Genomic DNA, 24,795 nt, shown 5'->3' with positions numbered 1-24,795 from the left:
GCTGAGCAAGCAATATCTTTTATCAAATAGGGAAAGAGTGGTCGGTGAGTACCAGCCGGTGGGTTTGTTATCGGCAGTCAATTCTACAACTTTAGGAGCACTCCCTCGAGAAGACCTGAGTCACTGATCTTGAAGGTCCGGAAGCCAAAGTTCCTCATGGTCGCCAGCACCACCAGGAGCCCGGCCACGATCAGTTCCTCCCTGCCCGGCTCGAGACCGGGGACATCGAGGCGCTGTTGCGGGGTCAGGGGAAGGAGCAGCCGATAGATCCTCTCCACCTCGGCGAGAGGAACGGGGTGGTTGTTGAGTTTGCGGTAGTCGAAATCGGTCAGGGAGAGCTGGATCGCCCCCAGCGAGGTGGCGGTCCCCGCTGTCCCGACCAGGGCCGCTCCACGGAACCGCTCGCCGAACCCCTCCCTTTCGAGCTCGGCCCGGAAGCGGGCAAGTTCCCGTTCGATCTTGTCCGCCATCTCGTAAGGCCCCGGCTTTCCCTCGGTGAGCCTCACCACGCCGATGGGAAGGCTGCGGGAAAAAACGAGCTCTCCGCCATGGGCCAGGGTGTACTCGGTACTTCCTCCCCCCACGTCGAAAACCGCCACGTCCCCCTCCCGCTCATCCAGGATGGAGCCGACTCCTACCAGGGTAAGGCGAGCCTCCTCGGCCCCGTCGATCACCTCGAGACGGATCCCGGTCTCCCGCTCGACCCTCAGGCAGAATTCGGTCCCGTTGGCGGCATCCCGCACCGCACTGGTCGTAACCGCCCTCACCTTCCCGACCCGGTGACGGTCCAACTCCTCGGCAAAAAGCCTGAGGGCGGCCACCGTGCGCCCCTCGGCCTCTGCGGAAAGGCCACGCTCGCGGGTGAAGCCGCCCCCCAGCCTGGTGATGATCCTCTTCAGCAGGACCACCCGGTACGGGTCGCGATCGGCGATCAACAGGCGGGCGGTGTTGGTTCCCAGGTCAATCGCTGCTACCGGTCGATCCATCGCTCAATCCCCTCTTCTCGTCGATTACCGAGCAACTCAGCCGGGCAACGGTGGCAAAGCTCGCGATCATGTCATTGAACAGCAGGCCGGCGACGATCCCGCATTTTCCGCTTTTCAACCGGCGCAGGTGGCTTTGATGCAGCTCGTCCTCCAGGGCCGCCAGGGCCCCCTTCAGCTCGTGCACCTCTCTTCCTTCGCTTCTCTCCTGGAGCACCTCGTTGGCGAGGAGCAACGCCTCCCCGACCTTGGCCGCAAACCGCTTGATCTCGTCCATGGCCGTGCCGGAGAAGCGCAGCCGCTCCTCCTTCTTGCGGACCACGTAATCGAGCACCCGCTCCACCTGGTCCCCCACCGACTCGATCTGGTTGACCATCTGGAGCATGGCGGGGATCTCCACCGCGCGCTCGACCGAGAGCTTCTCGCGGGAAAGGGTGATCAGGAACTGGGACAGGTCGCGGTTGAGCACGTCGAGCACCAGCTCCTTGTCCCGGATCGAGGAGGCCACCTTGGGATCGTACCCGTCGAAGAGGGAAACGAGGTCGCGGTACATCGCGAGCGACATCTGGAACATGCGCCCGAGCTCCATCCAGGCCTGGGCCAGCGCGATGGTGGGGGTCTTGATCACCCTGACGTCGATGAAGCGCGGCCGCGGCTCGCTATCGGCCCGGCGGGTCGGGAGCAGGGTCTCGGCCGAGCGGGCAAAGAAGCCGATCAAGGGGAGGAAGATCACCGCGCTGGAAACGGTGAAGAGGGTGTGGGCGTTGGCGAGATGACGGGCCATCCCCGGATGCACCGAGGCCCCGAACCTTTGGGAGGTGGCGGCATGGTGCCACTCGGCCAGGTTTCCCGGTGAGACGAAATCGACCGCCCGCAGGAAAAACGGGAAGAAGATCAGGGCCAGCGAGATGGCGGCACCGTTGATGGCGAGGTAGATGACGACGGCACGTTTGGCCGTCTGGCTTCCGCCGATGGAGGCGATGAGCGGTATGAGGGAGGCTCCGAGCACCTCCCCCACCACCATGGCGATGGCACCGTCGTAGGGAATCACCCCCGCCGAGGAGAGGGCGATGACAAGCCCCAGGGTGGCGCTGCCGGATTGCACCAGGAAGGTGATCAGGGCACCGAGCAGCACGGCCATCAGCCGCAGGGAAAGGAGATTTTGCTGCAGCCCCGCCAAAAGTGCGCTGTTTCTAAGCGGCAGGCAGGCCTCCTCCATCATGGAGAGTCCGAAGAAGACCAGCCCGATCCCCAGAAGGAGGATGCCGAAGTTGGCGACCCTCCTCCGGCGGGAAAAGAAGGAGAGGAGGACACCGAGGCAGATGGCGGGGAGAGCTAGCTCCGCGACGCGGAAGGCGATGAACTGGATGGCGAGGGTGGTGCCGATCCCGGTCCCGAGGAGGACTCCGAGGGCCTGGTAAAGGGAGAGGAGACCGGCGTTGACGAGCCCCACCACGAGGACCGAGGCGGCGCTACCCGACTGGAGCAGCGACGAGAGGCAGGAGCCGATGAGAGGAGCGGTCAGCCGGTTTCCCGCCCCCCGCTCCAGCAGCCTGCGCAGGCGTTCCCCGGTGGCCTTCTGCAATCCCTCCGACATCGTTCGCATGCCGTAGACGAAAAGGGCCAGGCCGCCCAGGGCGGTGAAGAGCAGATTGAGGTCGATATCAGGTAATTTCAAGGTGCTGACCATACTCCCGGACGCTTTTTCGCATCCTCATGAGTGTCACGCGGTGCCATAACAAAGCGGGCGCCAAGGCCCCGGTAAAAGGAGCAACGAGGCGCCCGCCAAAAGAGCAGGTATCGAGGGAGACGACCTGAACGCGGAGCTCTGGGGCGAGCAGCGCCGCAGGCGGTGGACCACCATGCCGCCACCCCAATCTCAACCTATATCAGGCGTGGATCCGTTACCCGGAAACTTTTTCTTTCAGTTCCTTTCCGACCTTGAAGAAGGGAAGCTTCTTCGCCTTCACCGAGATCGACTCGCCGGTCTTGGGGTTCCTGCCGGTATAAGCGTCGTACTCCTTGACCACGAAACTACCGAAGCCCCTGATTTCTATCCGGTCCCCGGAAAGAAGCGCTTCCGTCATGGAGTTGAAGACGGTGTTGACAACTTCCTCCGCCTTTTTGAAGGAGAGGGTCTTTTTTGCGGCGAGAGTCTCGATCAGTTCCGACTTGTTCATGGTCGTCCTCCTGCTTTCCCCATTTAAAATGGTGCTAACAACACCCTTTTAGGTACTTTTTGGCGAGGAATTTCGCTTCCTCCTGGCGCCCCTGACTGCTCAGAACCGGCACGAGCCGCTCGGCCGCCGCCTTGGCCCACAACGGATTGGTCACCAGCTTGGACCAGGCGTCCAGAGCCGCGTTTTCCTCCCCGGCGTTGTGGAGCAGATCGCCGAGCATCAGCTGTGCCGTTTCGGTCAGGATGTCCATCTCGATCATCTTCTCGGTCGCCTCGATAGCGAGGGGGTGCCTCCCGGTATCGGCGAGCAGGTGAACGAGCGCGAGGTGGGTGGCGGGGTTACGGGGGCTCAGTTCGAGAGAACGCCCGAGCAGCCGCTCACACTCATGAATGTTCCCTGCCCTATACATTATAAGAGCGATCTCGTAGATGACAATGTCGTTATCGCCAGAAACTAGCATTTCCTTTAGGATTTTGAGCGCCTGGGGGTCGTTTCCATCATGAATGAGGAGGTAGGCTTTAATAAATTCGGGCCCCAAAGTGGCGTAACGTTGCGGAAGATCGCCAGGTAGGGGCTGCACCAGGAGCGAGAAACGCTCCTCCTCGGAAATGTCGAGTTGGACCGCGTGATCGGGGGGAAGCTCCTCGCGGCGATCGTCCTTGCAGGAGCCGCATGCCGCTCCGCCGTGAGCATGTCCCTGAGCCCTTTCCCTGGCCGGTGCCGGCTGGCCAGCGGGCTGACCAAGTTTCTGTATCTTCTGGCGGGCCACCCCCTTGATCGACTCGTCGGAGGCCAGTTCGCAGGCGAGGGTGTAGTGGCCGATGGCCTTTTCGAGGTCACCCGCGCGGGCGGAGTGGTCCCCTTCCTCGATGTTCAGTTCGCCAAGGCGGTCACCGGCGGTCCTCATGCCGGCGAGGATGGCGTCGCGATCCGCGGCCGCGTCGGAGGGGCAGCAGGCGAGCGCCTCTTCGAAATCGATGCGGGCGTCGGCATAACGCTCGCCGGCCAGGTACTTCTCCGCTTTGGCCATCAGGCTCTTGTGGTCCTTCTTGCCACCGAACAGTTTGGAAAAAAAAGACATCAGACTCCCCCTCGTTGAATTGATTTGTATCTGAAAGCTGCAAAATAGCTTTCGATTGGCAAGAGCAAGAAAAAAGGTCTGCGCCCCTACCGGACCTCCCGCTCGAGGAGATGGTCAGCCTCACGCCATCCTCCCTTTCGAGGAGATGGTCACCCCCCCGACATCCCCCCCTTGGAGAAGATGGCCAGCCCCCCCGCGTTCCCTCCCTTCAAGGGGAGGGTCAGGGTGAGGATGGGGTAACGACTCAATCCGCCCTTACGAGCTCCGTCACGCTTTCCAGGTGATAGGTCTGCGGGAACATGTCGACCGGCTGCGACCGCACCACCCGGTAGCCGCCGGCGCTCAAGGTTCCCAGGTCGCGGGCCAGGGTAGCCGGGTCGCACGAGACATATATAATATGCTCCGGTTTCAGCCGGGGGATCTCTCCGGCAGCCTCCACCCCGGCGCGGGGAGGATCGAGGACCACCAGGTCGAAGCGCTCTCCCCGGTTGGCAATCTTCCTCACCGCGGCCGCGACGTCGCTCACCCGGAAGCCGGCATTGGCGACCTGGTTGGCGGCTGCGTTGGCCACGGCGTCCTCGATCGAGGGGGCGTACCCTTCCACCCCGGCGACCTCTCCGGCATAGGTAGCGAGCGGCAGGGAGAAATTCCCGTTACCGCAGAAAAGATCGAGCACCCGCTCTCCCCCGCGAAGCCCCGCCCACTGGACCACGGTCCGGATCAGCTGAAGGTTCTGGGCGTAATTGACCTGGGAGAACCCGCCGCGGCTGAAGCGGAGAACCAGCCCGTCGCGGGCGTTCAAAAGGTCGGCCGGGATCCGGTAACGCAGGGCCTCGATGCCGAACACCGGCTCCGGCGCTCCCCGCTCTCCCTGGCGCAACAACACCCCGCCGATCGACGGGAGATCGGGCCGGGCCTCCTTGAGCCTCCTCGCCAGGGCATCGGCGTTCCTCCCGCGGTAGTGCACCACGGCAAGCCCCTGCTCGTCATCCCCCATGGAGAGGTCAATCTGCGGGATGAACCCCGCCTCCCCCAGGCCGGCCAGCAGCGACCGGAGCTCGGCAGTCATCCGGTTAAGGAGCGGGTGGGCGATCGGGCACCCTTTAGGGCAGTCGACGACCTGGTGGGAACCGGACTTGAAAAAGCCGGCCTGCAAGACGCCACCTTCACGGGCCATCTTGATCTGGATGCGGGAGCGGTAGCCTAAGGCGTTCGGGGAGGCGATGACGGGGAGGATCTCCATCTGGCCGAGTTTCCCGATGCGGCGCAGGCTGTCGGCGAAGATCTCGCCCTTCTGGCGCACCTGCTCCGGATAGGGAAGATGCTGCCAATGGCAGCCGCCGCAGACACCGAAAAGAGGACAGGGAGGGTCCGTGCGAAGGCCGGAGGGAACCTCGAGTTCGAGAAGCTCCCCTTCGAGGTAGGAGCGTTTCTCCTTCATAACCCGCACGCGGGCGCGGTCCCCCGGGGCGGTAAAGGGAACGAAACAGGCCTTCCCTTCCACCCGGCCGAGGCCGGAGCCGCCGTAACATAACTTTTCTATCGCTACGGAAATATCAGCCATTCGCGCGGGGTGGGACGAAAGATTTTCGACGGGAACGGAGACGGGCCAGTTCGGAGTGGACCAGTTTACGCGGAAAGGCACCGGAATCGAGGTAGCGGCCCGAGTGATCCAGGAATTTTTGGATGACCTGGTTCACGGTGTCGGAGACCGCGTCGGTGGGAACCCCCTGGTGCTCGACCTGCTTCTGGAACTGGACCTTCGCCCCGAGCAGGCGGGAAGCGGTCTCGAATTCGGCGGGGTCGTCGAAGAGATCGGGAGTGAGGTCGACCTCGCAGCAGATCTCCAGGCGGACCTGGTGGTAATCGCCGAAGTAACGGCGGCTGGCATCGAAGAAGCGGAGAGTAAGCCCGTTGGAGAGCGGGACCTCTCGGATAAGTTTTTTCATAAGTAACGCTACCCCTTGAAAATTCCTGTTATTTTTAGCATGTTATGCTTGTCGATGTAAATAGGGGATGAAACGGAGGCGGTTAAAGTCCCTTGAGGATAAAAGCGGCTTGCATTTTCCGGTAATTATTTGTAGAGTTGCTGATTGTTGAAAAGACGCCAATGAACGGCCAGGAGAAAAAATGAGCAAGGAAGAAGCAATCGAGGTCGAAGGGACGGTCATTGAACCGCTTCCCAACGCGATGTTCAAGGTGAAGCTGGAAAACGACCACATGGTGCTCGCGCACATTTCGGGCAAAATGCGTAAGTTTTTCATCAAGATTCTGCCGGGCGACAAGGTAACCGTGGAGCTCTCTCCCTACGACCTTAGCCGCGGACGCATCACCTATCGCGCTAAATAACAAGCCCTCCCAAAGCAGACACCGGCGTACGTCCCAGCCCTCCTCCGAGTTCCGCTTCAGCAATTAAACGGACGATAAGGACCAGCACAGGCTCATCTGCATTCTACCCCGGGGATACGCCAAGTATTTAAATTTGTTAATTTTACACCCTATAAAGAAGGAAGCGACATGTACACTGCAGCGGACCTGAGAAAAGGACTGAAGATCACCCTCGACAACGAGCCGTACATCATCACCCACTTCGACTTCGCGAAGCCGGGCAAGGGCCAGGCCCTCTACCGCACCAGGTTGAAGAACATGATCAGCGGCCTTACCATGGACCGGACCTACCGTTCCGGTGAGACCTTCGAGCCCGCCCACCTCGAGGACCGCAGGATGCAGTACCTCTACCAGGAGGACGATCACTGCGTGTTCATGGACACCGAGACCTACGAGCAGATCCACATCAGCGAAGCCGCCATGGGGGACGCCAAAAACTACCTGATCGACAACCTGATGGTGGACGTGCTGATCTTCAGGGAAAAGGCGATCGGCGTGGACGTCCCCAACTTCGTCAACCTGCGCGTGACGCAGACCGACCCGTGGGTCAAGGGTGACACCTCCGGCTCCGACTCCAAACCGGCTACCGTCGAGACCGGCTACGTGCTGCGCGTTCCTCCCTTCATCGAGGAAGGCGAGCTGATCACCATCGACACCCGCACCGGCGAGTACTCCACCAGGGTCAAGGAGTAGGCATGGATGGGAACTGGACCCTTGCCCGGCGGCGGAGCAATCTGACCGGGCGGGGGGCCATCATCACCAGCATCAGGAATTACTTCCAGCAAAAGGGGTATCTCGAGGTCGAGACCCCTTTTCGCATTCCTGCGCCCGCGCCGGAGGCCCAGATCGAGGCCATCCCCTCGGCCGGCTGGTTCCTCCAGACCTCGCCGGAGCTCTGCATGAAGCGGATGCTTTCCGCCGGTTATCCCCGCATCTTCCAGATCTGCCGCTGCTGGCGTGAGGGAGAGCGCGGGGTAAGGCACCTGAGCGAGTTCACCATGCTCGAATGGTACCGGGCCGGGGCCGATTACCGCCACCTGATGGATGAGACCGAGGAACTGGTACGGGCCGCCGCGGGCTCCCCCAGGATCACCTATCGCGGGCTGGCCATCGATATCGCCTCTTCCTGGGAGCGGATCACCGTTCGCGACGCCTTCCGTCTCTATGCGGAAATGGAGATGGAGGAGGCCCTTAGGCGGGGCATCTTCGACCAACTGATGGTGGAAAAGATCGAGCCTCGCCTGGGAATCACCACCCCCTCCTTCATCTACGACTACCCTGCCAGTTGCGGCGCCCTTGCCCGGCTCAAAGAGGACGACCCCACGGTCGCCGAGCGGTTCGAGCTGTACATCGGCGGGTTGGAAATCGCCAACGCATTCTCGGAGCTGACCAACGCCACCGAACAGCGTGCCCGTTTCGAAGCGGAAGCCGCCGAGCGTGCGGCCATGGGAAAGGCGAGCTACCCGGACGCCGAGAAATTTCTCGCCGCCCTCCCCTCCATGCCCGCATCAGCCGGCATCGCCCTCGGCATCGATCGCCTCGTCATGGTCCTCCTCGACGCCGACAGCATCGACGACGTCGTTGCCTTCACTCAGGAAGAGCTCTAGCAGTTTCTCCGCTAACCAACCGCTCCCTGTCCTTCTCTGAAGGAGAAGCTACCTTCTTTCGATACCCATCACCTCCCTCCAACCTCGCCTCACCCTCCTTCGTCAACCACAAATGCCTAACCGGTTGACAACACCTTTTCTCCGTGCTACATGACCGGTGGGAGGATTTCATGGAACAATTTATCAACGAAGTGGCTGACAAGGTAATCAAGGGTGGAAGCATTACGCCGGAGGAGGCGCTGCGCCTTTCCGAGGCCGAAGGCTCCGCCGTATTCGATCTTTTCCGCGGCGCGACCCGCATCAAGGAGCAGTTCGTCGGCAACGACGTCCATCTCTGTTCCATCATCAACGCGAAATCCGGGCGCTGCGCCGAGGACTGCGCCTTCTGCGCCCAATCGAGCCATCACAATACCGACGCACCCGTGTACGGACTGGTCCAGGAAAAAGCCATGGTCGACGGTGCAAGGCAGGCGGAAACCATGGGCTCCGCCTGCTACGGCATCATCACCAGCGGCACCACGGTAAAGGGACAGGAGCTGGAGAACATCCTGGCCGCGCTGCGCCGCATCCGCAAGGAAACCGCGATCCTCCCGTCCTGCTCGCTCGGGATCATCGACGAAGAGACCGCGTTCAAGCTCAAGGAAGCCGGGATGGACACCTACCATCACAACCTCGAGACCGCGGAAAGCTTCTTCCCTTCCATCTGCACGACCCACGACTACCAGGACGACGTCAACACCGTCCGCGCCGTCAAGAAGGCGGGAGTCAAGGTCTGCTCGGGCGGGATCTTCGGGCTCGGCGAAAGCGCCGCCCAGCGGATCGAAATGGCCTTCACCCTCAAAGAGTTGGACGTCGATTCCGTCCCCATCAACTTCCTGAACCCCATCGACGGCACCAGGATGGAGGGTGCATGCAACTTGACCGCCATGGATTGCCTCAAAACCATCGCGCTCTACCGCTTCATCCTTCCCGGCAAACGGATCACCATCTGCGGCGGTCGTGAAAAGAACCTGCGCGACCTGCAATCGTGGATCTTCTTCGCCGGCGCCAACGGCACCATGATCGGAAACTACCTGACCACGCTCGGGAGAAACGTCGGCGTCGACCTCAAGATGTTCGAGGACCTCGGCCTCTCGACCGTCATGTGCGAACACTGAACCAGGGGGAACTCCATGGCTGCCAAAGCAATCTTCATTACCGGTACCGATACCGGGGTAGGGAAATCCATCGCCTCGGCGGTGATCGCACGGCTGCTCAGCAACCGCGGCCTTTCCGTCGGGGTCATGAAGCCGATCACCAGCGGTTGCATCGAACGGGACGGCAGACTGGTCTCGGAAGACGCCGACCTGCTTGCCTTCGGAGCCGAAATCGAGCTTGAGCCCGACTGCACGCCGTATCTGCTCAAGGCGCCGCTCGCCCCCTCGCTGGCAGCATCGCTGGAAGGAGTCAGGATCGACTTCCAGGTCATCAAGGAGGCCTACCAGCGTCTTTCGGAGCATTTCGACTACCTCATCGTGGAAGGGGCCGGAGGCCTCATGGTCCCCATCGCCGGCGGCCTGCTGATGGCCGACCTCGCCCAGCAGTTGGGCCTCCCCCTGGCGGTGGTCGCCCGGCCGAACCTGGGGACCGTCAATCACACCCTCCTGACCACTTTCGCCGCCCGGACCATGGGGATCGAGGTGAAAGGCGTCATCGTCAACCGCCTCCCCGAGCATCCGGACCAGGCCGAGCAATCCGCTCCCCACCTTATCTCGTCCCTCTCCGGCGCGCTTCTGCTCGGGGAATTCCCGGACGTGAAGGGAGCCAACGACCGTGAAGTGGTAGAAGGCGTTGTGCGCGAGCTCGAAAAGGATCCCGCCACCGCCATCATGCTGAGGGAGATGTTCGAGTAAACCGTAGTCGCTTGGAAAGCAATACCCCTCGCCCCTTTAGGGGAGAGGGTATATTTATCAGGTAAAGCCTTCGGCCGCCCTCACCGCACACGGCGAGGGGACCACCGCTGAAAGGGAAAAAACGTTGAAAGAACTCGATACCGCGACACTGAGAAAATACGACTCCGATTATCTCTGGCACCCCTTCACCCAGATGAGCGAATGGGAAGGGGCCGACAATATCGTCATCACCAAAGGCGAGGGATCGTACCTCATCGACTCCGACGGCAACCGCTACCTCGACGGCGTCGGCGCCATCTGGACCAACGTTCACGGGCACTGCAAGGCGGAGATCAACGAAGCCATCAAGAAGCAGGTCGACCGGCTGGAACACTCCACCCTGCTCGGCCTCACCAACGACCGGGCGGCCATGCTCGCCAAACGCCTGATCGACATCGCCCCGGAAGGTCTCTGTAAGGTCTTCTACTCCGACAACGGCTCCACCGCCGTCGAGATCGGCGTCAAGATGGCCTTCCAGTACCAGGCCCAGACCGGCCACCCGGAAAAGACCAAGTTCATCGCCTTCGACAACGCCTACCACGGCGACACCGTCGGCTCCATGAGCGTCGGCGGGATCGACATCTACCACGCCGTCTATTCCCCTCTCCTCTTCCCGACCATCAAGGCCCCGGCTCCCTACTGCTACCGCTGCAAGCTCTCCCCCGAAGGAGACTGCACCCGCTGCGGCCTCCTTTGCCTCAAAGAGCTCGAACGCCTGATGGAGCAGCACGCCCACGAACTGGCCGGCCTCGTCATCGAGCCCGCTGTGCAGGGCGCGGGCGGCATGCTCGTGCAGCCGGAAGGGTTCCTCAAAGGGGTGCGCGAACTGTGCGACCGCTACGACGTCCTCATGATCGCCGACGAGGTGGCGGTGGGCTTCGGCCGCACCGGCTCCATGTTCGCCTGCCAAAAGTACGGCATCACTCCCGATATCATGGCACTGTCGAAAGGGATCTCCGCCGGCTATCTGCCGCTGGCCGCCACCCTCACCACCCGCAAGATCTACGACGCCTTCTGGGGCGCCTATGCCGATCTCAAGACCTTCTTCCACGGCCATACTTTCACCGGCAACCCGATCGCCTGCGCGGCGGCACTGGCCAGCCTCGACCTCTTCGAAAACGAGCGCCTTCTGGAATCGCTTCCTGCCAAGATCCGCTACATCGACGAGCGCCTCCAAAAACTCGCCGCCCTTCCCCACGTCGGGAACGTCCGCCAGGAAGGGATGATCGGCGGCATCGAGCTGGTCGCCGACAAGGAGACCAAGGCGGCATACCCGTGGGAAGAGCGGGTCGGGGTGCGGGTCTGCCTGGAAGCCCGCAAACACGGCATTTTCCTCCGCCCCCTGGGCAACGTGATCGTCATCTTCCCGCCGCTCTCGATTTCGCTTGATGAGCTCACCCTGCTGATGGACGGCATCGAGGCCTCCATCCTCACCGTGACCGGCTAGTCCCGCATTCCTCTCTCCGGCTATAATTACGCTGGAATACCGACAACAATTCCATTAAGATAGCCAGTTCGGAAAAGGTTGTTTCAGCTCGCCCCTCGCCCCTTTGGGGGAGAGGGGCGAGCTGAAAGGGCAGTTTTTTTAAATCCTCCCTCACCCGCCCTTCGGCCACCCTCTCCCCTAAAGGGGCGAGGGGATCAATCGTCTCTTCGTAAGGAGGGGCAGGGTGAGGATAGGGTTCCTCTGCATCTATCTAATTCAAGGAGATCGGAATGGATCTTATCGATAGCCACGCCCATATCTACGGGGAAGAATTCGCCCACGACCTCCCCGGCGTCCTGCAGCGTGCCAAGGACGCCGGGATCACCACCATCATGGTGATCGGAGCCGACATGGAGTCGAGCGTGCAGGCCCTGGAGCTTGCCAACGCCCACGACAACATGTACTGCGCGGTCGGCATCCACCCTCACGACGCCGAAGGGGTAACCGAAGAGGATTACCAAAAGATCCGCGCGATGGCGCTCGCCAACCCGAAGGTGGTCGCCATCGGCGAGGTCGGCCTCGATTTCTACCGCGACCGTTCGCCGAGGCACCTCCAGGAGGAGGTGTTCCGCCGCTTCATCAGGATGGCGCGCGAGCTCAAACTCCCCCTCGTCATCCACGACCGCGACTCCCACGACCGCATCATGGCGATCCTCAAGGAGGAAAAGGCCGAGGAGATCGGCGGCGTCCTCCACTGCTTCTCCGGCGACGTGGAAATGGCCCGGGAATGCATCGCGATGAACTTTGTCATCTCCATTCCCGGCACGGTGACCTACCCCTCCAACGAATCGCTCAGGGAGGTGGTGCGCGCAGTGAAGATCGAGCAACTGCTGGTGGAAACCGACTGCCCCTACCTCACCCCGGTCCCCCATCGCGGCAAGCGTAACGAGCCCGCCTACGTGAGACTGACCGCCGAAAAGGTGGCGGAACTGAAAGGGCTCTCGCTGGAAGACGTAGCCCGCATCACCGCGCTCAACACCCGGAGGGTGTTCGGTATCGAGGCGAATGCTGAGCGAAGCACCATCGCGTACATGATCCGCGATTCCCTCTACCTCAACATCACCAACCGCTGCTCGAACCGCTGCACCTTCTGCCCCAAATTCGATGATTTCATCGTGAAGGGACACGAACTGAAACTCGCCCATGAGCCGAATTTCGGCGAAGTGATGGAGGCCATCGCGGGCCACGATAATTTCAAGGAAGTGGTCTTCTGCGGCTACGGCGAACCGCTCGTCAGGCTCGACCTGGTGAAGGAAGTGGCCCGCGAGCTGAAAGGCCGCGGCTTCACCGTCAGAATCAACACCGACGGCCAGGCCAACCTGGTGCATGGCCGCAACATCCTCCCCGAACTGGCGGGCATCGTGGACGTCCTCTCGGTCAGCCTCAATGCCGCCGACGCCGTGACCTACCAGAACCTCTGCAACACACCGTTTGGCGAGGCCGGTTTCCGTGGGGTCTGCGACTTTCTGAAGGAAGCCACCCGCCACATCCCTAAGGTGGTGGCGAGTGCGGTCACCGTCCCCGGGCTCGACGTGGAAAAGGTAAGGGAGCTCGCCCTCTCCCTCGGCGTCGAATTCAGGGAACGTGAGTACGCCGAGGTTGGTTAGACCGGCGAGAATATAGTGGTATCATTAGGTAATCCAAAGTGCCGGGTTCCTATTTGCCAGTACCTCTGTCCCACGGGGGGGTAATGGAAGGTTGTCAGTCAGGTTGGAACTTTTAATGCGATTGCAGGGAGGGCCCGCGCCATGCGGATCAACAAGAAAATCCTCGGCTGGACCTCACTGGCCATTGTCGTCATCATCGCTGGGATCCTGATCGGACTCCCCCCGCTCGTCAAGTATCTCGCCATCAAGAACATCGACGAGAAAACCGGCCGCAAGTCCACCATCGCCGACCTCTCCATCAATCCGTTCACGCTCCGGGCCGAAATAAAGGGCTTCCGGCTCCAGGAAAAAGGGAGCGGGGCGACCTTCACCTCGTTCAGCTCAGCGAGCGTCTCCATCAGCCCCCTCTCCCTCCCCAAACGCGCCGTCATCGTGAGGGAAATTCACGTCGTCTCCCCCTACGTCCACATCGTGCGGGATGCCGTGAACCACTACAACTTCTCGGACCTCGTGACGCCTTCGCCGAAGGAGCCGAAGAAAGAGAAGGAGAAGGCAACCCTCTTCTCCCTCAACAACATCATCATCTCCAAGGGGAGCATCGACTTCGAAGACAGCGCGATCTCTCCGGCGAAAAACCATCGCCTCCGCGGCATCGAGATCGCCCTCCCCTTCATAAGCGACCTGCCGTACCTGGCCGACCGCTACGTCACTCCGCGTCTCAAGGCGGAGGTTAACGGCTCGCCCTTCGAATTCCAGGGGAGGCTCAAGCCGATGGCCAAGGCGGTGGAGGCCACCCTCGACCTCCATGTAAAACAGGTCGATATCCCCTTCTATCTCGGGTATCTCCCCTTCCCTCCGCCGGTCAAGGTGGTCTCCGGACAGTTCAGCAGCGACCTCGAAGTCGGCTACCGGGTCGATGGGAAAAAAGGCCCGGATTTGACGTTGAAGGGAGCCATCGGACTCGACAAGGCCTCGGCCCGCGAGTACGGGGGGGCGCCGCTGGCTTCCGTGGAGCGGCTGGCGGTCAAGGTGAACAAGGCCTCCCTCTTCACCAGGGTCATCGACATCACCTCGGCCGAGATGGAGGGATGGGAGCTCTATGCCGACCGCGACCGGGCGGGGAAATGGAACTTCCAGAAACTCCATGCCCCTTCGCAGCCTGCGGAAAAATCGCCGGCGAAAAGCGCCAAGACAGCCCCCGGCAAGAAAGGCGCCGGCGTGGCGGCTAAGGAAGAGGACAAGGAACGGGAGAAAAAGGAAGCCGGGAGCAAGGAAACGCCGCCGCTCGACCTGCGGCTAGCCAAGCTGGCAATCAAAACCGGGAAGCTCCACTTCTCCGACCAGGTTCCGGCCAAGGGGTTCCGGACCGAACTGCAGGCGATCGAGCTGGAGATGCGTGATTTCTCCCTCCGGGGAGGTCACAAGGCCCCTCTCGATTTCGGGTTCAAAACCGCCCGGGGAGAAAAGGCGGTCCTCAAGGGGGATCTGGCGCTCGCCCCCACCTCGTTCGCCGGCCAGCTCACCCTCTCCGGGATTCCGCTTAAGGACTACTATCCGTACCTCTCGGGAACCCTGGCCGCTCCCATCAGCGGGACGCTCTCCGCCTCCTCGCAGATCTCCTATGACGATAAGCGGGGACTCGTCCTCCAGAAAACCCAGGTGAAGGGCGAGCGTCTGGCCGCACCCTTTGGCCAGGGTGACGGGATCAAGTTGGCGGAGGCGGTTCTCAGCGGGATATCGCTTGATCTCAAGCAGAACAAGGCAGTGGTGGAGCGCGTCGACCTCAAGGGGGGTAACATCGCCCTCACCGCCCTCAAGGGGGGAGGCTACACCTACCAAACCCTCCTCACACCGGGTGAGAAGCCTGCGTCCGCCGGGAAACCCGCCAAGAAAGCACCGCACGAAAAGAAGGCTCCACCGTTCTCCTACCGGGTCGGCAAGATTTCCGGAACGACCTTCTCCGTCAGGTTTACCGACAAGAACAACGACGAGGAACCGGTCTTCAACCTCAACCGCCTCAACTTCTCGGTAGCTGGCGTGACCGGACCGAAGTTTGGGGCCATGCCGATCACCCTCTCCTCAGGCTACGGCAGCAAGGGGTCGCTCGCCGCCAACGGTGTGGTGGCCTTCGAGCCGGTCAGGTTCAAGGGAAAGGTCGACCTGCACCGGATACCGATCCGCGATTTCGATCCCTATATCCCGGAGGATACCAACGTCTTCATCGCCGACGGGACCATCGACACCTCCGTGGCCCTCGACCTCGTCAAGGGGGACACCGGCCTCAAGGGAAGTTTCTCCGGTTCCCTCGGGGTCAACTCCTTCTACTGCCAGGACCTCGAACTCAACGAGGATCTCCTGAAGTGGGAGAGCCTCCAGATGGACCAGGTGAGCGGCACCCTGGCCCCCTTCACCCTCGCCATCAACGAGGTCGCCCTCTCTAACTTCTACTCCCGCGTGATCGTCGAGAAGGACGGCACGCTGAACCTCCAGCACCTCAGGGATGAGCAGGAAACTCCCGCCACCGCCCAGGCGGCGGCAAAGGCGCCGGCTCCCCCCGCCGTGGCCGCGAAACCTGCCGCGACCACGCCTGCCGTCCCGACGCTTTCACCTGCGCCTCGGCCCGCTCCTGCCGCAGTGGCCGCAGCGGGGGTGCCCGCCGTCACGCCGGGCGGCGAGAGCCCGGCCCAGCCGCATCCGGTCCGCATCGACACCATCACCATCCAGGGTGGAACCATGGCGTTCACCGACCGCCATCTGCAGACCACCTTCGACACCACCTTCTACAACCTGGGGGGAAGGGTCAGCGGTCTATCCTCGCAGGCGAAGAGCGTGGCCGACGTCGATCTCAGGGGGAACCTGGAGAACCACTCCCCGCTTTCCATCAAGGGGGTCATCAACCCGTTGCGGGGCGATCTCTTCCTCGACCTGAAGATCGCCTTTAACGACATCGAACTCTCCCCGTTCACCCCGTACTCGGATACCTACCTCGGCTACAACGTGGACAAGGGAAAGCTCTTCCTCGACCTCGCCTACAAGATCGACCGCAAGGCGCTCACCTCGCAGAACAAGGTATTCATCGACCAGTTCACCTTCGGCAAATCGGTGGACAGCCCGCAGGCGACCAAGCTTCCGGTCAAATTGGCGGTGGCGCTTCTCAAGGACCGCAAGGGGGAGATCCACCTCGACCTGCCGGTCACCGGACGCACCGACGATCCCCAGTTCAGCGTCTGGGGAGTGGTGTGGCAGGTGCTCAAGAACCTCCTCGTGAAGGCGGCCACCTCGCCGATGGCGCTTTTGGGCTCCATGTTCGGCGGCGGTCACGATTTCACCGCGGTCGCCTTCCCCCCGGGCTCAGACCTGCTCGCCAAAAACGAGCAGGACAAACTCGACAAGCTCGCCAAGGCTCTCAACGACCGCCCCGCCCTCACCCTGGAGATGTCCGGCTACGTGGACCGGGATATCGATGCCGAAGGTTACCGTAACGAGATGCTGATGAAGAAGATGAAGGGGGAGAAATTCCGCAAGCTCGTCAAGGAAGGAAAGACCAAGGAGGGGCAGACCCAGGAACAGACGGTGATCCTGCCGGAAGAGTATTCAACCTACCTGAAGGCGGCCTACCAGAAGGAGAAATTCCCCAAACCGAGGACGGCGCTGGGATTTTTGAAGGATCTTCCCGACGAGGAGATGAGGAAGCTGATCCTCACCCATACGGTGGTGGGTAACAATGAACTGCAGGCCCTGGCCCGGGAACGGACGGCGGCGGTGAAAACTTTCCTGACGACCGAAGGGAAGATTCAGCCCGAAAGGCTGTTCGAGGTGACTTCCGACATATTCAAGCCCTCCACCAAGGGGGGGGTGGGAGGAAGGGTGGAGTTCACGGCCAAGGTGAAATAGAAGGAGGCCCCGGCTCCGGCGGTGCTGTCGCACCAGATCTCCCCTCCCATGCGCGCCAGCGACCTCTTGACGATGGCCAGGCCAAGGCCGTGACCGGCGAAGGTGTCACGGTCGCAAAGCCTCTGGAAAGGCATGAAGAGCCGCTCGGCGAGTTTCATGTCGAAACCCGGGCCGTTGTCGCGGACAAAACAGACCCCGTCCTCGCACCCGAAGCTGATGGTGGCGGACGGGGTCTTTGCACTGTACTTCCAGGCGTTTCCGAGCAGGTTCTCGAGGACGCTCTGCAAAAGCGCACGGTCGCCGTCCACCGCCACGCCCGGCTGAATCCGGATCCCGACCTCACGCCCCTGCTCGGCGACCTGCAATCCCTCCAGGATCTTCCCCGCCATCTCGCTCAGGTCAACCCGCTCTACCTTCAGCTCCGAGGCCCTCATCCCGGAAAAGTCGAGGATGCGGTCGAGAATCGCCTCGATCCTCGCTCCCCCGTCGATCATCGAGCTGAGATACCCCTTCGCGGTGTCGTCCAGCTTCTCCTGGTAAGCTTCCAGCAGAAGATCTCCATAGCCGTAGATCAAGCGCAACGGCGTCCGCAGGTCATGCGTCATGGAATCGTAGAGGAGCTCCAGCTCCTCCCGGGCCTGACGCAACTCGGCGGTCCGCTCGTCGACCCTCCGCTCGAGAAGCTCGGAAGCGCCCCGCAACTCTTCGGCAAGGCGGCGTTCGTTGGCCAGCCGCATGGCGTTCCTCACCGCAACCCCGATCATGGAGGCGACGCCGTTGACGAGATTGAGATCGCTCTGCAACAGATCCCCTTTGCGGTCGGGATCATCCACCACCAGGATCCCCAACGACTCACCTTCGCAGAGGATCGGGACGCAGAGGAACGACTTCACGCTGTAGAAAAGGCAATGCTCGGGGAGCATCCCCTCCCGGCTCTCATTGACCAGTACGGGCCGCTTGTCGAGGTAGCAGCGGGCGAGCAGGCATTTGGGCCGGTCATCGATCAGGGCATGCTCGCGGCGCTCCAGCGACATTCTCTCGTGATCGCTCAAGCCGAACCAGCTACGGAGGACCAGAGCGTCGCCGTTCTCGTTGGCCAGCATGATGATCCCCCGGCCGTAATTGAGCCGCTTGAGCAGGATCTGGTTCACAGTGGCGAGGACATCGTCCAACTCGGTCTTCCGGGAGATCGCCTCGCCGATTTGGTTGATGAGAAGCGCGTTGTCGTAGTTCTCCTGGGCCAGGGCGAGGTGACGCAGGCTCAACTCGCGGCCGCGCTCGAAAGAGGCGATGAGGTAGCTCCGCTCGGAACGCCAGGCCAGGAAGAAAACGACCAGATAGGCAGGAATCGGAAGCAGCAGTGACGCGGCGACCAACGGGGTGAGTCCGTGCAGCAGCAGGGCCGGGGCCGACAGGAGCAGGGTGGCCAGGGTGAAGCGGTGGGCGGTCACCAGCCGGGAGGCCTTGGTCTCCCGCCACGTGATCCGGTAACGGCAGACGGCCCCCCCGTGGAAGATGCACTCCGGATGCTCGATGCTTTCACAGTCACGCTTGAGGAGGAGAAAGACAGCCTCGAAGTACCCCATGCGGTTTTGGCACTGGTACAGCTTCTCCTCCACCCCCTCCCGGTAGGTCACCGTCACCTCGATGGTGCGGGGCCCGACCTTGCGGGTGGCGCTGCGGAAGGAGCGGCTGAAATTGACGGAAAAACGATCGAGAAGGGAAAAGAGGATTTCAGGGGAGGTGAACCCGGAAAGGATGTCCCTCATGAAGCTGTCGGAGACGGCGGCATACCTTCCCGCCTCGCGGGCGATACCGCGGTTGCCGCTCATGACTACCAGCTTCTCGTAGAAAAGGTCGGCCTGGGTCTGGGTGAACCAGTGCCCGGGATCGGCCACCTCGTGGTCCTGCATCCCGGCGTAGGCCAGGAGTTCCCCCGTGTCGACTCGTGGATACCTGTCTTGGACCAGTTTCAGGAAACTGTCGAAGATCCTGCTGTTGTACAGAGGCGTGTCAGGTGAAACCGCTGGCATTAAAACCCCGAGAGGAATTCAAGATACGGGAGTCTACCCGACTTTCCCTCATTAAATCAATGAATTTGTGCGCACCCCCTATTGACAAAGGGCCTAAAGTTTCTCTTGCCCTGGTAAGGAAAAAAGAGTAAAAGACTTACGTTATTAAACGTCTATAATGCAGTAGCCAAAGACCAGTCATCGTCTCGCAGGTTTCAAGCTGTCCTGCAGTTCACGCAAAATCCGCCTCATCTCCGTGACAATCAAGGTTTTTATCCCCTGACAGAGACAGCGGTCCGGTGTCATCGCGGCCCGCTCATGGAGTAACTACGCCGTGGACAAGGAACTGGACTTACAAAAATTCAATAAAGGGTGGTTGAGAAGGAAGAAATTTCCCGTCAACCAGGTTGAATACCCTTACCCACCCCAGCACCATCCCCATCACGACCGCGACGGGACGGACCGGCGGCTGCACGCCATCGCCACCGCGCTGGAGCAGATGGAGGGGGCTAAATCCCTCACCGAAACACTCGCCCTCACCGCGGACACCATCATCTCCAACTTCAGGATCTCCGGGCTGGCGGTGGCGCTGCGGAATGCGCAGGGTACCACTTACCGGGCGGTCGGCCTCCACGGCCTGCCGGAGGAACTCGGGGAGTTTCCCCCCGGTTCGGTCGATGCCTTCAGCACCGATACCCGCGTAAAGCGCAGCATCGCCTTCGACGCAAGGATGCGTGCCCTGCTCCCCCACCTCACCGCCAACACCTGCAATGTTTTCCCCCTGCAGTCGCCCGAGGGCGACCTCGGCTTCTTCCTGGTCACCGACAGCCGCCTGAGCAAAGGGGAGATCATGATGATATCCATGGTGGCCCACGCCGCGGCCGCCAAGTTTGCCCGCATCCTAAAGGATGCCGAGTACGAGAAATCGAGCGCCCTTTCCCAGAAACTCATCTCCCTGGCCAACACCCTGTTGGACCTCGATGGCAAGGACGAGCTCTATCCGACCATCCTCCGTGTCGCCTGCGATCTGGTGGAGGCATCGCAAGGGTCGGTCATGCTGGTCGATTCCGACGGCCTGAGCATGCAGATTGCCTGCAGTGAGGGGCTCCCCGCCAACCTGGCGCGTGACGTGACGGTCGAAGTCGGGACCGGGATCGCCGGCACGGTAGCCGGAACCGGGGAACCGCTTCTCATCGACGACATCGAACAGGACCTCCGGGTGGAAGGCCGGATGCGTCCCCGCTACCGCTCGAAGTCGCTGGTGAGCGTTCCGCTCAAGGTGAAGGACCGGGTGATCGGCGTCCTCAACCTGACCGACAAAAAATCTCTCGCGCCCTTCACGGAGACCGACCTCGAGATGCTGAGCTCCTTCGCGAACCTCGCCTCCCTCATGATCGAGCGGGTCTCCATGCTGGAAAAGTCGACCAAGTTCGAGATGCTGTCGGTAACCGACGCGCTCACCGGGCTTTACAACAGGCGCTTTTTGAAAAGCAGGCTGGAGGAGGAGATCAGCCGGAGCAAACGCCAGGGGGTGAGCCTCACCGTCCTATTCATCGATCTGGACGGGTTCAAGAGGTACAACGACCTCTGCGGGCACCTGGCCGGAGACGACGCGCTCAAGAAAGTGGGGGAGATCATCAAGGGCACCCTGCGCGACATGGACGTGGTAGCACGCTACGGCGGGGAGGAATTCTGCGCCATCCTCCCCGACACCGGCAAGGCCGAGGCCTTGGTCGTGGCGGAGAGGATCCGGAAGGAAATCGAGCAGGAAATCTTCAACAACGGCACCCTGGCGGTCAGCACCCTGACCGCGAGCCTCGGCATCGCTACCTTCCCCGAAGACGGGACCAACTTCACCACCCTGCTGCACGCCTCAGATATGGCCCTGTACCGGGCCAAGGCCAGCGGCCGCAACCGGGTCATGACCGCGCTCAAGGAAAACGAGGAGCCGCCTCAGGGCTTCCGTCCCCGGCAGCAGATCATCGGGGTGTAGGTGAACCGCCGCGGCTCCTTGAAGAAGGTCCGGAACTCGTCTACAAACTCCCGGTAGCCCCCCTCGTACTCGCCGAAGTCGTACCCGCTCTCCTTGGCGGCCACTGCGATCTTCTTTCCCCAGTTGAACTCGTCCGTGCCGGAGAGTCTCCCGTAGATCAGGTGATGTGCCTCCATTTTGACCCTGATGTCGAGGTAGCCTAGGTCGTAGAGAAGGGCATAGAGCTTTCTTCCGGCGTAGGGATCGAAATCCCTTTCCAGTTCGAGCCTCCCCACGATCGCCGCCACCGCCCTCTCCAATCGGGCCGGCTGCCCGAAATGGTTGAGACAGTTGTGGTCGAGATCGATGAGGCAGAGGATTCCTCCCGGCTTGAGGATGCGGGAGACGTTCTTCACGATTTGGGCGCTTCCGGTTCGGTGATACTCCAGCAGAAAGCGGACCCAGCCAAAGTCGAAGCGGCCGGCTACTTCCAGCGGTTTCAGCAGGTCCACCTTGGTAAAGCTCGTCACCGAATCGGCGTACTGCTCGCGGGCGAAGCTCACCCTCTGATCGGAAAGGTCGAGCCCGACGGCCTCCCCTCCGGGTTGGGCGAGGGAGGCGAGTTTACTGGTGGTCTTCCCTGAGCCGCAACCGACGTCGACCACCCGCATCCCCGGCTCAAGCCCGGCCCAGCGCGCATCCCGTCGGGTGACTTCGTCGTCGGTCTTAAGATCCAGCCGGAGAGCCTCTTCGTCATTCTCCATGAGATACCGTGTCTCATCCATAGCTGCCTCCTGTTACTTCCGCCTATGATGATACGTCGAGGCAGCCCCCCCTTTCAACCAAGCCCCCACGCGTACGCGACGCCGGGCACGCGTCGGTGGCCACCTCACCGCAAGAAATTGCTGTCGAACGAATTGCACAGGACGCTTCCTTTCCGTATACTCGTAAAAATTTCATGTGAACCGGGGAGAGGTATGAGCAATCGAGGATGGGCGATGGGCATGGCGGTTGCGGCGGCAATCACGCTGGGACCGGGGGCCGTCACCTTGGCGCAGGCCGCTGGGTATGCGATCTTCACCCAGGGGGCTTCGCCGCTTGGGCAGGGTAACGCGGTAACCGGCCACACCGACGGCCCCAGTACGGTCTTCTACAATCCCGCCCTCATGAACAGGCTCGAGGGAACCCAACTGGAGGTCGGCACCACCTTCATCGTTTCCTCCCATGAGTTCAGCAGCAACACCATCCCCGGTGAGGGCACCTCGGACCACTCCACCTTTTTCCCCAGCACCGTCTACGCGACCCACAAGATCAACGATTCCTGGAGCGTAGGGCTGGGAATCTTCAATCCTTTCGGCCTGGGCACCGACTGGAACGCCAGTTGGGAGGGGCGCTACATCGCGACCAAGTCCGAGCTCACCACCTACGACATCAATCCGGCGGTGTCGTGGCGGATCATCCCCTCGCTCACCCTGGCCGCCGGCCTGGATGTCATTCTCCTCGATGCCACCTTGGAGCGGCAGATTCCATCGGTAGCCTTCTCCCTCCCCCCCGGGGCGGACATCGGCCAGAAATTCAAGGGAGATGGGACCGGCGTTGGCTTTAACGTGGGATTGGCGTACGACGTGACGGACACCATCACGGTGGGGGCATCGTACCGGAGCGAGACGAGGGTCGACGTCAGCGGGCATTCCAGCACCTCGCTTGGAATAACCCCGTTGGACAGCCCGGCGAAGACGAGCGTGAAGCTGCCGCAGCAAGTGACGGCGGGAATCTCGTACCGCCCCATCGAGCCGCTGGTGGTGGAGGCGGGGATCAGGTGGGAGGGATGGTCGGCCTTCAAGGAGCTGAACGTCGCCTTGGAGAGCGGTGCCCCCGTCCCCCCCTCCGAGCGAAACTGGCACGACACGCTCGGGATGAATGTGGGGGCTAAGTATCGAGTGAACGATACGGTGGCCCTGATGGGAGGGTATATCTACGGCGAGAATGCGGTCCCGGATTCCACCTTCGACCCATCGATCCCGGATTCCGATACCCACATCTTCTGTACCGGTACCGAGCTTTCCCTCCAGCGGGCGAAGCTGGCCCTCTCCTATGCGTACCAGCACTATGGGGACCGGACCAAGAACAACACCATCGGTGCCCCTTTCGATCCGGCCAACGGCCGATACCGCAGCGACGCCCACCTGGTCGCCGTCAGCGTCGGGTACCGCTTCTGAGGTGCCCGAGCTGCCGACGGAGGCAAACGTAATCCCCACAACCGGGTAGGGATACTCCTGCCGGAAAGAGCCATCACTTCCTTTCAAACAAAAGCGGTACCTTTCCCAAAACGTCACTTCGTTTTCAAAAACGTCACTTTTTGTCGCGAAGTTGCATTTTTTTCGACGAAGTGCAATTTTTTCTTCCAAAAACGTCACTTTTTGTCGCGAAGTTGCATTTTTTTCGGTGAAGTGCAATTTTTCCTTCCAAAAACGTCATTTTTTGGCGCCAAGTTGCATTTTTTTCAGCGAAGTGTCATTTTCGCTCCCGAAAACGTCACTTTCACTCGCCAGTGTCATTTTCGCCCCCCGGGCCTGGGGCCTGTAAAATCCCTTGTGGAAATGGTCACTTCCGCTAATACCGATTGGGGGCTCACTCCCTCCAACGCGCGGTATGAGGATTTTAACGTAACGGGCAGCCATCCTCGGTATAAACAGCGAAGCCCCCGCTCCGAAAGGGGCGGGGGCTTCGTGATAAGGATTCGGCCCGGCGGTAGTGGTCAGCGCTTGAGGAGGTACTGGCCGACCCAGTTGCTGGCAAACTGGTTGGCGATGCGGCCGCTGCGGTCCCCTTTCTTCTGGGACCAGAGGATGGCCGCCTCGCGACACTCGGGGCTCCAGGGCACCTCGGCGCCCAGCCGCTCGGCAAGTTTGCCGATCCACTGGCGGACCACCTCGAGATACTGGTCCTGGCTGAAGGGATGAAAGGAAACCCAGATCCCGAAACGGCCGGAGAGCGAGATCTTCTCTTCCACCGCCTCTCCGTGATGGATTTCCCCCTCCACCATCATGGCACCCTTGTTATCGCTCTCATATTCCGGGATTAGGTGGCGCCGGTTGGAGGTGACGTAGATCAGCATGTTTTCGGGAGGGGCGTAGACCGAGCCGTCCAAGGCGCTTTTCAGCATCTTGTAGCTCGATTCCCCGACCTCGAAGGAGACGTCGTCGGAGAAGATGATGAACCGGTACGGCTGCCCCTTCAACTGGTAGACGATATCCGGAAGATGGATCAGGTCATCCTTGTCCACCTGCACAACCCTCAGACCATCCGTCGCGTAGCGTCTGAGTAGCGCACGCACGAGGGACGATTTGCCGGTCCCCCTGGTTCCCCAGAGAAGGATGTTGTTGGCAGGAAGACCCGCCAGGAACTGGAGGGTATTCTCCTCGACGATTTTCTTCTGCTTCTCGATGCCTAGAAGATCTTCCAGCCTGATCCCCTCGATGGACTCGATCGGCTCCAAAGACCCCGCGAAAGAGTGGCGCTTCCAGTTAGCCGCCGGGGTGACACTCCAATCGATGTTGGGAATCGGCTTGGGCAAAAGGTACTCGGCCGCTTCCAGAACCCTTTTCAACTGTCCGATCAATTCAGCATCCAGTTCCACGACCTTCTCCTTTC

General features: G+C 61.3%; 19 protein-coding genes. 10 read left to right on the top strand and 9 right to left on the bottom strand.

Features of this window, described 5'->3' with window-relative positions:
• Positions 1 to 83 precede the first annotated feature (83 nt).
• From ACYVL5_RS03855 to ACYVL5_RS03830, 6 genes are all read right to left on the bottom strand, one after another.
• The gene (locus tag ACYVL5_RS03855) at positions 84 to 986 is read right to left on the bottom strand and encodes a Ppx/GppA phosphatase family protein (RefSeq protein WP_460594238.1); all 903 of its coding nucleotides are present in this window, start codon (positions 984 to 986) and stop codon (positions 84 to 86) included.
• The gene (locus ACYVL5_RS03850) at positions 961 to 2,661 is read right to left on the bottom strand and encodes a Na/Pi cotransporter family protein (protein ID WP_460594237.1); all 1,701 of its coding nucleotides are present in this window, start codon (positions 2,659 to 2,661) and stop codon (positions 961 to 963) included. The genes ACYVL5_RS03855 and ACYVL5_RS03850 overlap by 26 nt, the downstream gene beginning before the upstream one ends.
• Positions 2,662 to 2,887: 226 nt before the next feature.
• The gene (locus ACYVL5_RS03845; protein WP_460594236.1) at positions 2,888 to 3,163 is read right to left on the bottom strand and encodes an HU family DNA-binding protein; all 276 of its coding nucleotides are present in this window, start codon (positions 3,161 to 3,163) and stop codon (positions 2,888 to 2,890) included.
• A 34-nt stretch (positions 3,164 to 3,197) separates the two neighbouring features.
• Positions 3,198 to 4,244, bottom strand: coding sequence for a UDP-N-acetylglucosamine--peptide N-acetylglucosaminyltransferase SPINDLY family protein (locus tag ACYVL5_RS03840; protein WP_460594235.1), 1,047 nt, complete (start codon positions 4,242 to 4,244; stop codon positions 3,198 to 3,200).
• Between the two features lie 244 nt (positions 4,245 to 4,488).
• Positions 4,489 to 5,808: a 23S rRNA (uracil(1939)-C(5))-methyltransferase RlmD gene (gene rlmD, locus ACYVL5_RS03835; RefSeq protein WP_460594234.1), complete on the bottom strand. Its 1,320-nt coding sequence runs from the start codon at positions 5,806 to 5,808 to the stop codon at positions 4,489 to 4,491.
• Positions 5,801 to 6,193 (bottom strand): hypothetical protein, encoded by a 393-nt coding sequence (locus tag ACYVL5_RS03830; protein WP_460594233.1) that lies wholly within the window; start codon positions 6,191 to 6,193, stop codon positions 5,801 to 5,803. Before ACYVL5_RS03830 ends, rlmD begins: the two co-directional genes overlap by 8 nt.
• 181 nt (positions 6,194 to 6,374) lie before the next feature.
• On the opposite strand from ACYVL5_RS03830, the gene infA reads away from it, so the two are divergent.
• The 8 genes from infA (at position 6,375) to ACYVL5_RS03790 (ending at position 17,157) form a co-directional block, all read left to right on the top strand.
• Entirely contained in the window at positions 6,375 to 6,593 is a 219-nt protein-coding gene (infA, locus tag ACYVL5_RS03825) for a translation initiation factor IF-1 (RefSeq protein ID WP_012530490.1), read from the top strand.
• A gap of 168 nt (positions 6,594 to 6,761) precedes the next feature.
• Entirely contained in the window at positions 6,762 to 7,325 is a 564-nt protein-coding gene (gene efp, locus ACYVL5_RS03820; RefSeq protein WP_460594232.1) for an elongation factor P, read from the top strand.
• 2 nt (positions 7,326 to 7,327) lie between these two features.
• Positions 7,328 to 8,239, top strand: coding sequence for an EF-P lysine aminoacylase GenX (gene epmA, locus ACYVL5_RS03815; RefSeq protein ID WP_460594231.1), 912 nt, complete (start codon positions 7,328 to 7,330; stop codon positions 8,237 to 8,239).
• A 170-nt stretch (positions 8,240 to 8,409) separates the two neighbouring features.
• Positions 8,410 to 9,396: a biotin synthase BioB gene (bioB, locus tag ACYVL5_RS03810; protein WP_460594230.1), complete on the top strand. Its 987-nt coding sequence runs from the start codon at positions 8,410 to 8,412 to the stop codon at positions 9,394 to 9,396.
• Between the two features lie 15 nt (positions 9,397 to 9,411).
• The gene (bioD, locus tag ACYVL5_RS03805; RefSeq protein WP_460594229.1) at positions 9,412 to 10,131 is read left to right on the top strand and encodes an ATP-dependent dethiobiotin synthetase BioD; all 720 of its coding nucleotides are present in this window, start codon (positions 9,412 to 9,414) and stop codon (positions 10,129 to 10,131) included.
• A gap of 124 nt (positions 10,132 to 10,255) precedes the next feature.
• Positions 10,256 to 11,617: an aminotransferase family protein gene (gene bioA / locus ACYVL5_RS03800; protein WP_460594228.1), complete on the top strand. Its 1,362-nt coding sequence runs from the start codon at positions 10,256 to 10,258 to the stop codon at positions 11,615 to 11,617.
• A gap of 269 nt (positions 11,618 to 11,886) precedes the next feature.
• Positions 11,887 to 13,263 (top strand): TatD family hydrolase, encoded by a 1,377-nt coding sequence (locus tag ACYVL5_RS03795; RefSeq protein WP_460594227.1) that lies wholly within the window; start codon positions 11,887 to 11,889, stop codon positions 13,261 to 13,263.
• A gap of 141 nt (positions 13,264 to 13,404) precedes the next feature.
• Positions 13,405 to 17,157: a DUF748 domain-containing protein gene (locus ACYVL5_RS03790; RefSeq protein ID WP_460594226.1), complete on the top strand. Its 3,753-nt coding sequence runs from the start codon at positions 13,405 to 13,407 to the stop codon at positions 17,155 to 17,157.
• Here ACYVL5_RS03790 and ACYVL5_RS03785 read toward each other — a convergent pair.
• Complete coding sequence (locus ACYVL5_RS03785; protein ID WP_460594225.1) at positions 17,058 to 19,190, bottom strand: sensor histidine kinase; 2,133 nt, start codon at positions 19,188 to 19,190, stop codon at positions 17,058 to 17,060. The genes ACYVL5_RS03790 and ACYVL5_RS03785 overlap by 100 nt on opposite strands.
• 355 nt (positions 19,191 to 19,545) lie before the next feature.
• Between ACYVL5_RS03785 and ACYVL5_RS03780 the strand changes: the two genes are divergently transcribed.
• The gene (locus tag ACYVL5_RS03780) at positions 19,546 to 21,162 is read left to right on the top strand and encodes a diguanylate cyclase (RefSeq protein WP_460594224.1); all 1,617 of its coding nucleotides are present in this window, start codon (positions 19,546 to 19,548) and stop codon (positions 21,160 to 21,162) included.
• Here ACYVL5_RS03780 and ACYVL5_RS03775 read toward each other — a convergent pair.
• Entirely contained in the window at positions 21,123 to 21,926 is an 804-nt protein-coding gene (locus tag ACYVL5_RS03775) for a class I SAM-dependent methyltransferase (RefSeq protein ID WP_460594223.1), read from the bottom strand. The two genes, ACYVL5_RS03780 and ACYVL5_RS03775, sit on opposite strands and share 40 nt — an antisense overlap.
• 213 nt (positions 21,927 to 22,139) lie before the next feature.
• Between ACYVL5_RS03775 and ACYVL5_RS03770 the strand changes: the two genes are divergently transcribed.
• Positions 22,140 to 23,360 carry an OmpP1/FadL family transporter gene (locus ACYVL5_RS03770; RefSeq protein ID WP_460594222.1) on the top strand — a complete coding sequence of 407 codons (1,221 nt, stop codon included), beginning with the start codon at positions 22,140 to 22,142 and terminating at the stop codon, positions 23,358 to 23,360.
• Between the two features lie 539 nt (positions 23,361 to 23,899).
• Here ACYVL5_RS03770 and ACYVL5_RS03765 read toward each other — a convergent pair.
• Complete coding sequence (locus tag ACYVL5_RS03765) at positions 23,900 to 24,781, bottom strand: ATP-binding protein (RefSeq protein ID WP_460594221.1); 882 nt, start codon at positions 24,779 to 24,781, stop codon at positions 23,900 to 23,902.
• Positions 24,782 to 24,795 lie beyond the last annotated feature (14 nt).

The organism is Geomonas sp. Red276, assembly GCF_054784495.1.
The sequence above is the reverse complement of the archived record's forward strand: the minus strand, read 5'-3'. Positions and strand labels throughout refer to the sequence as shown.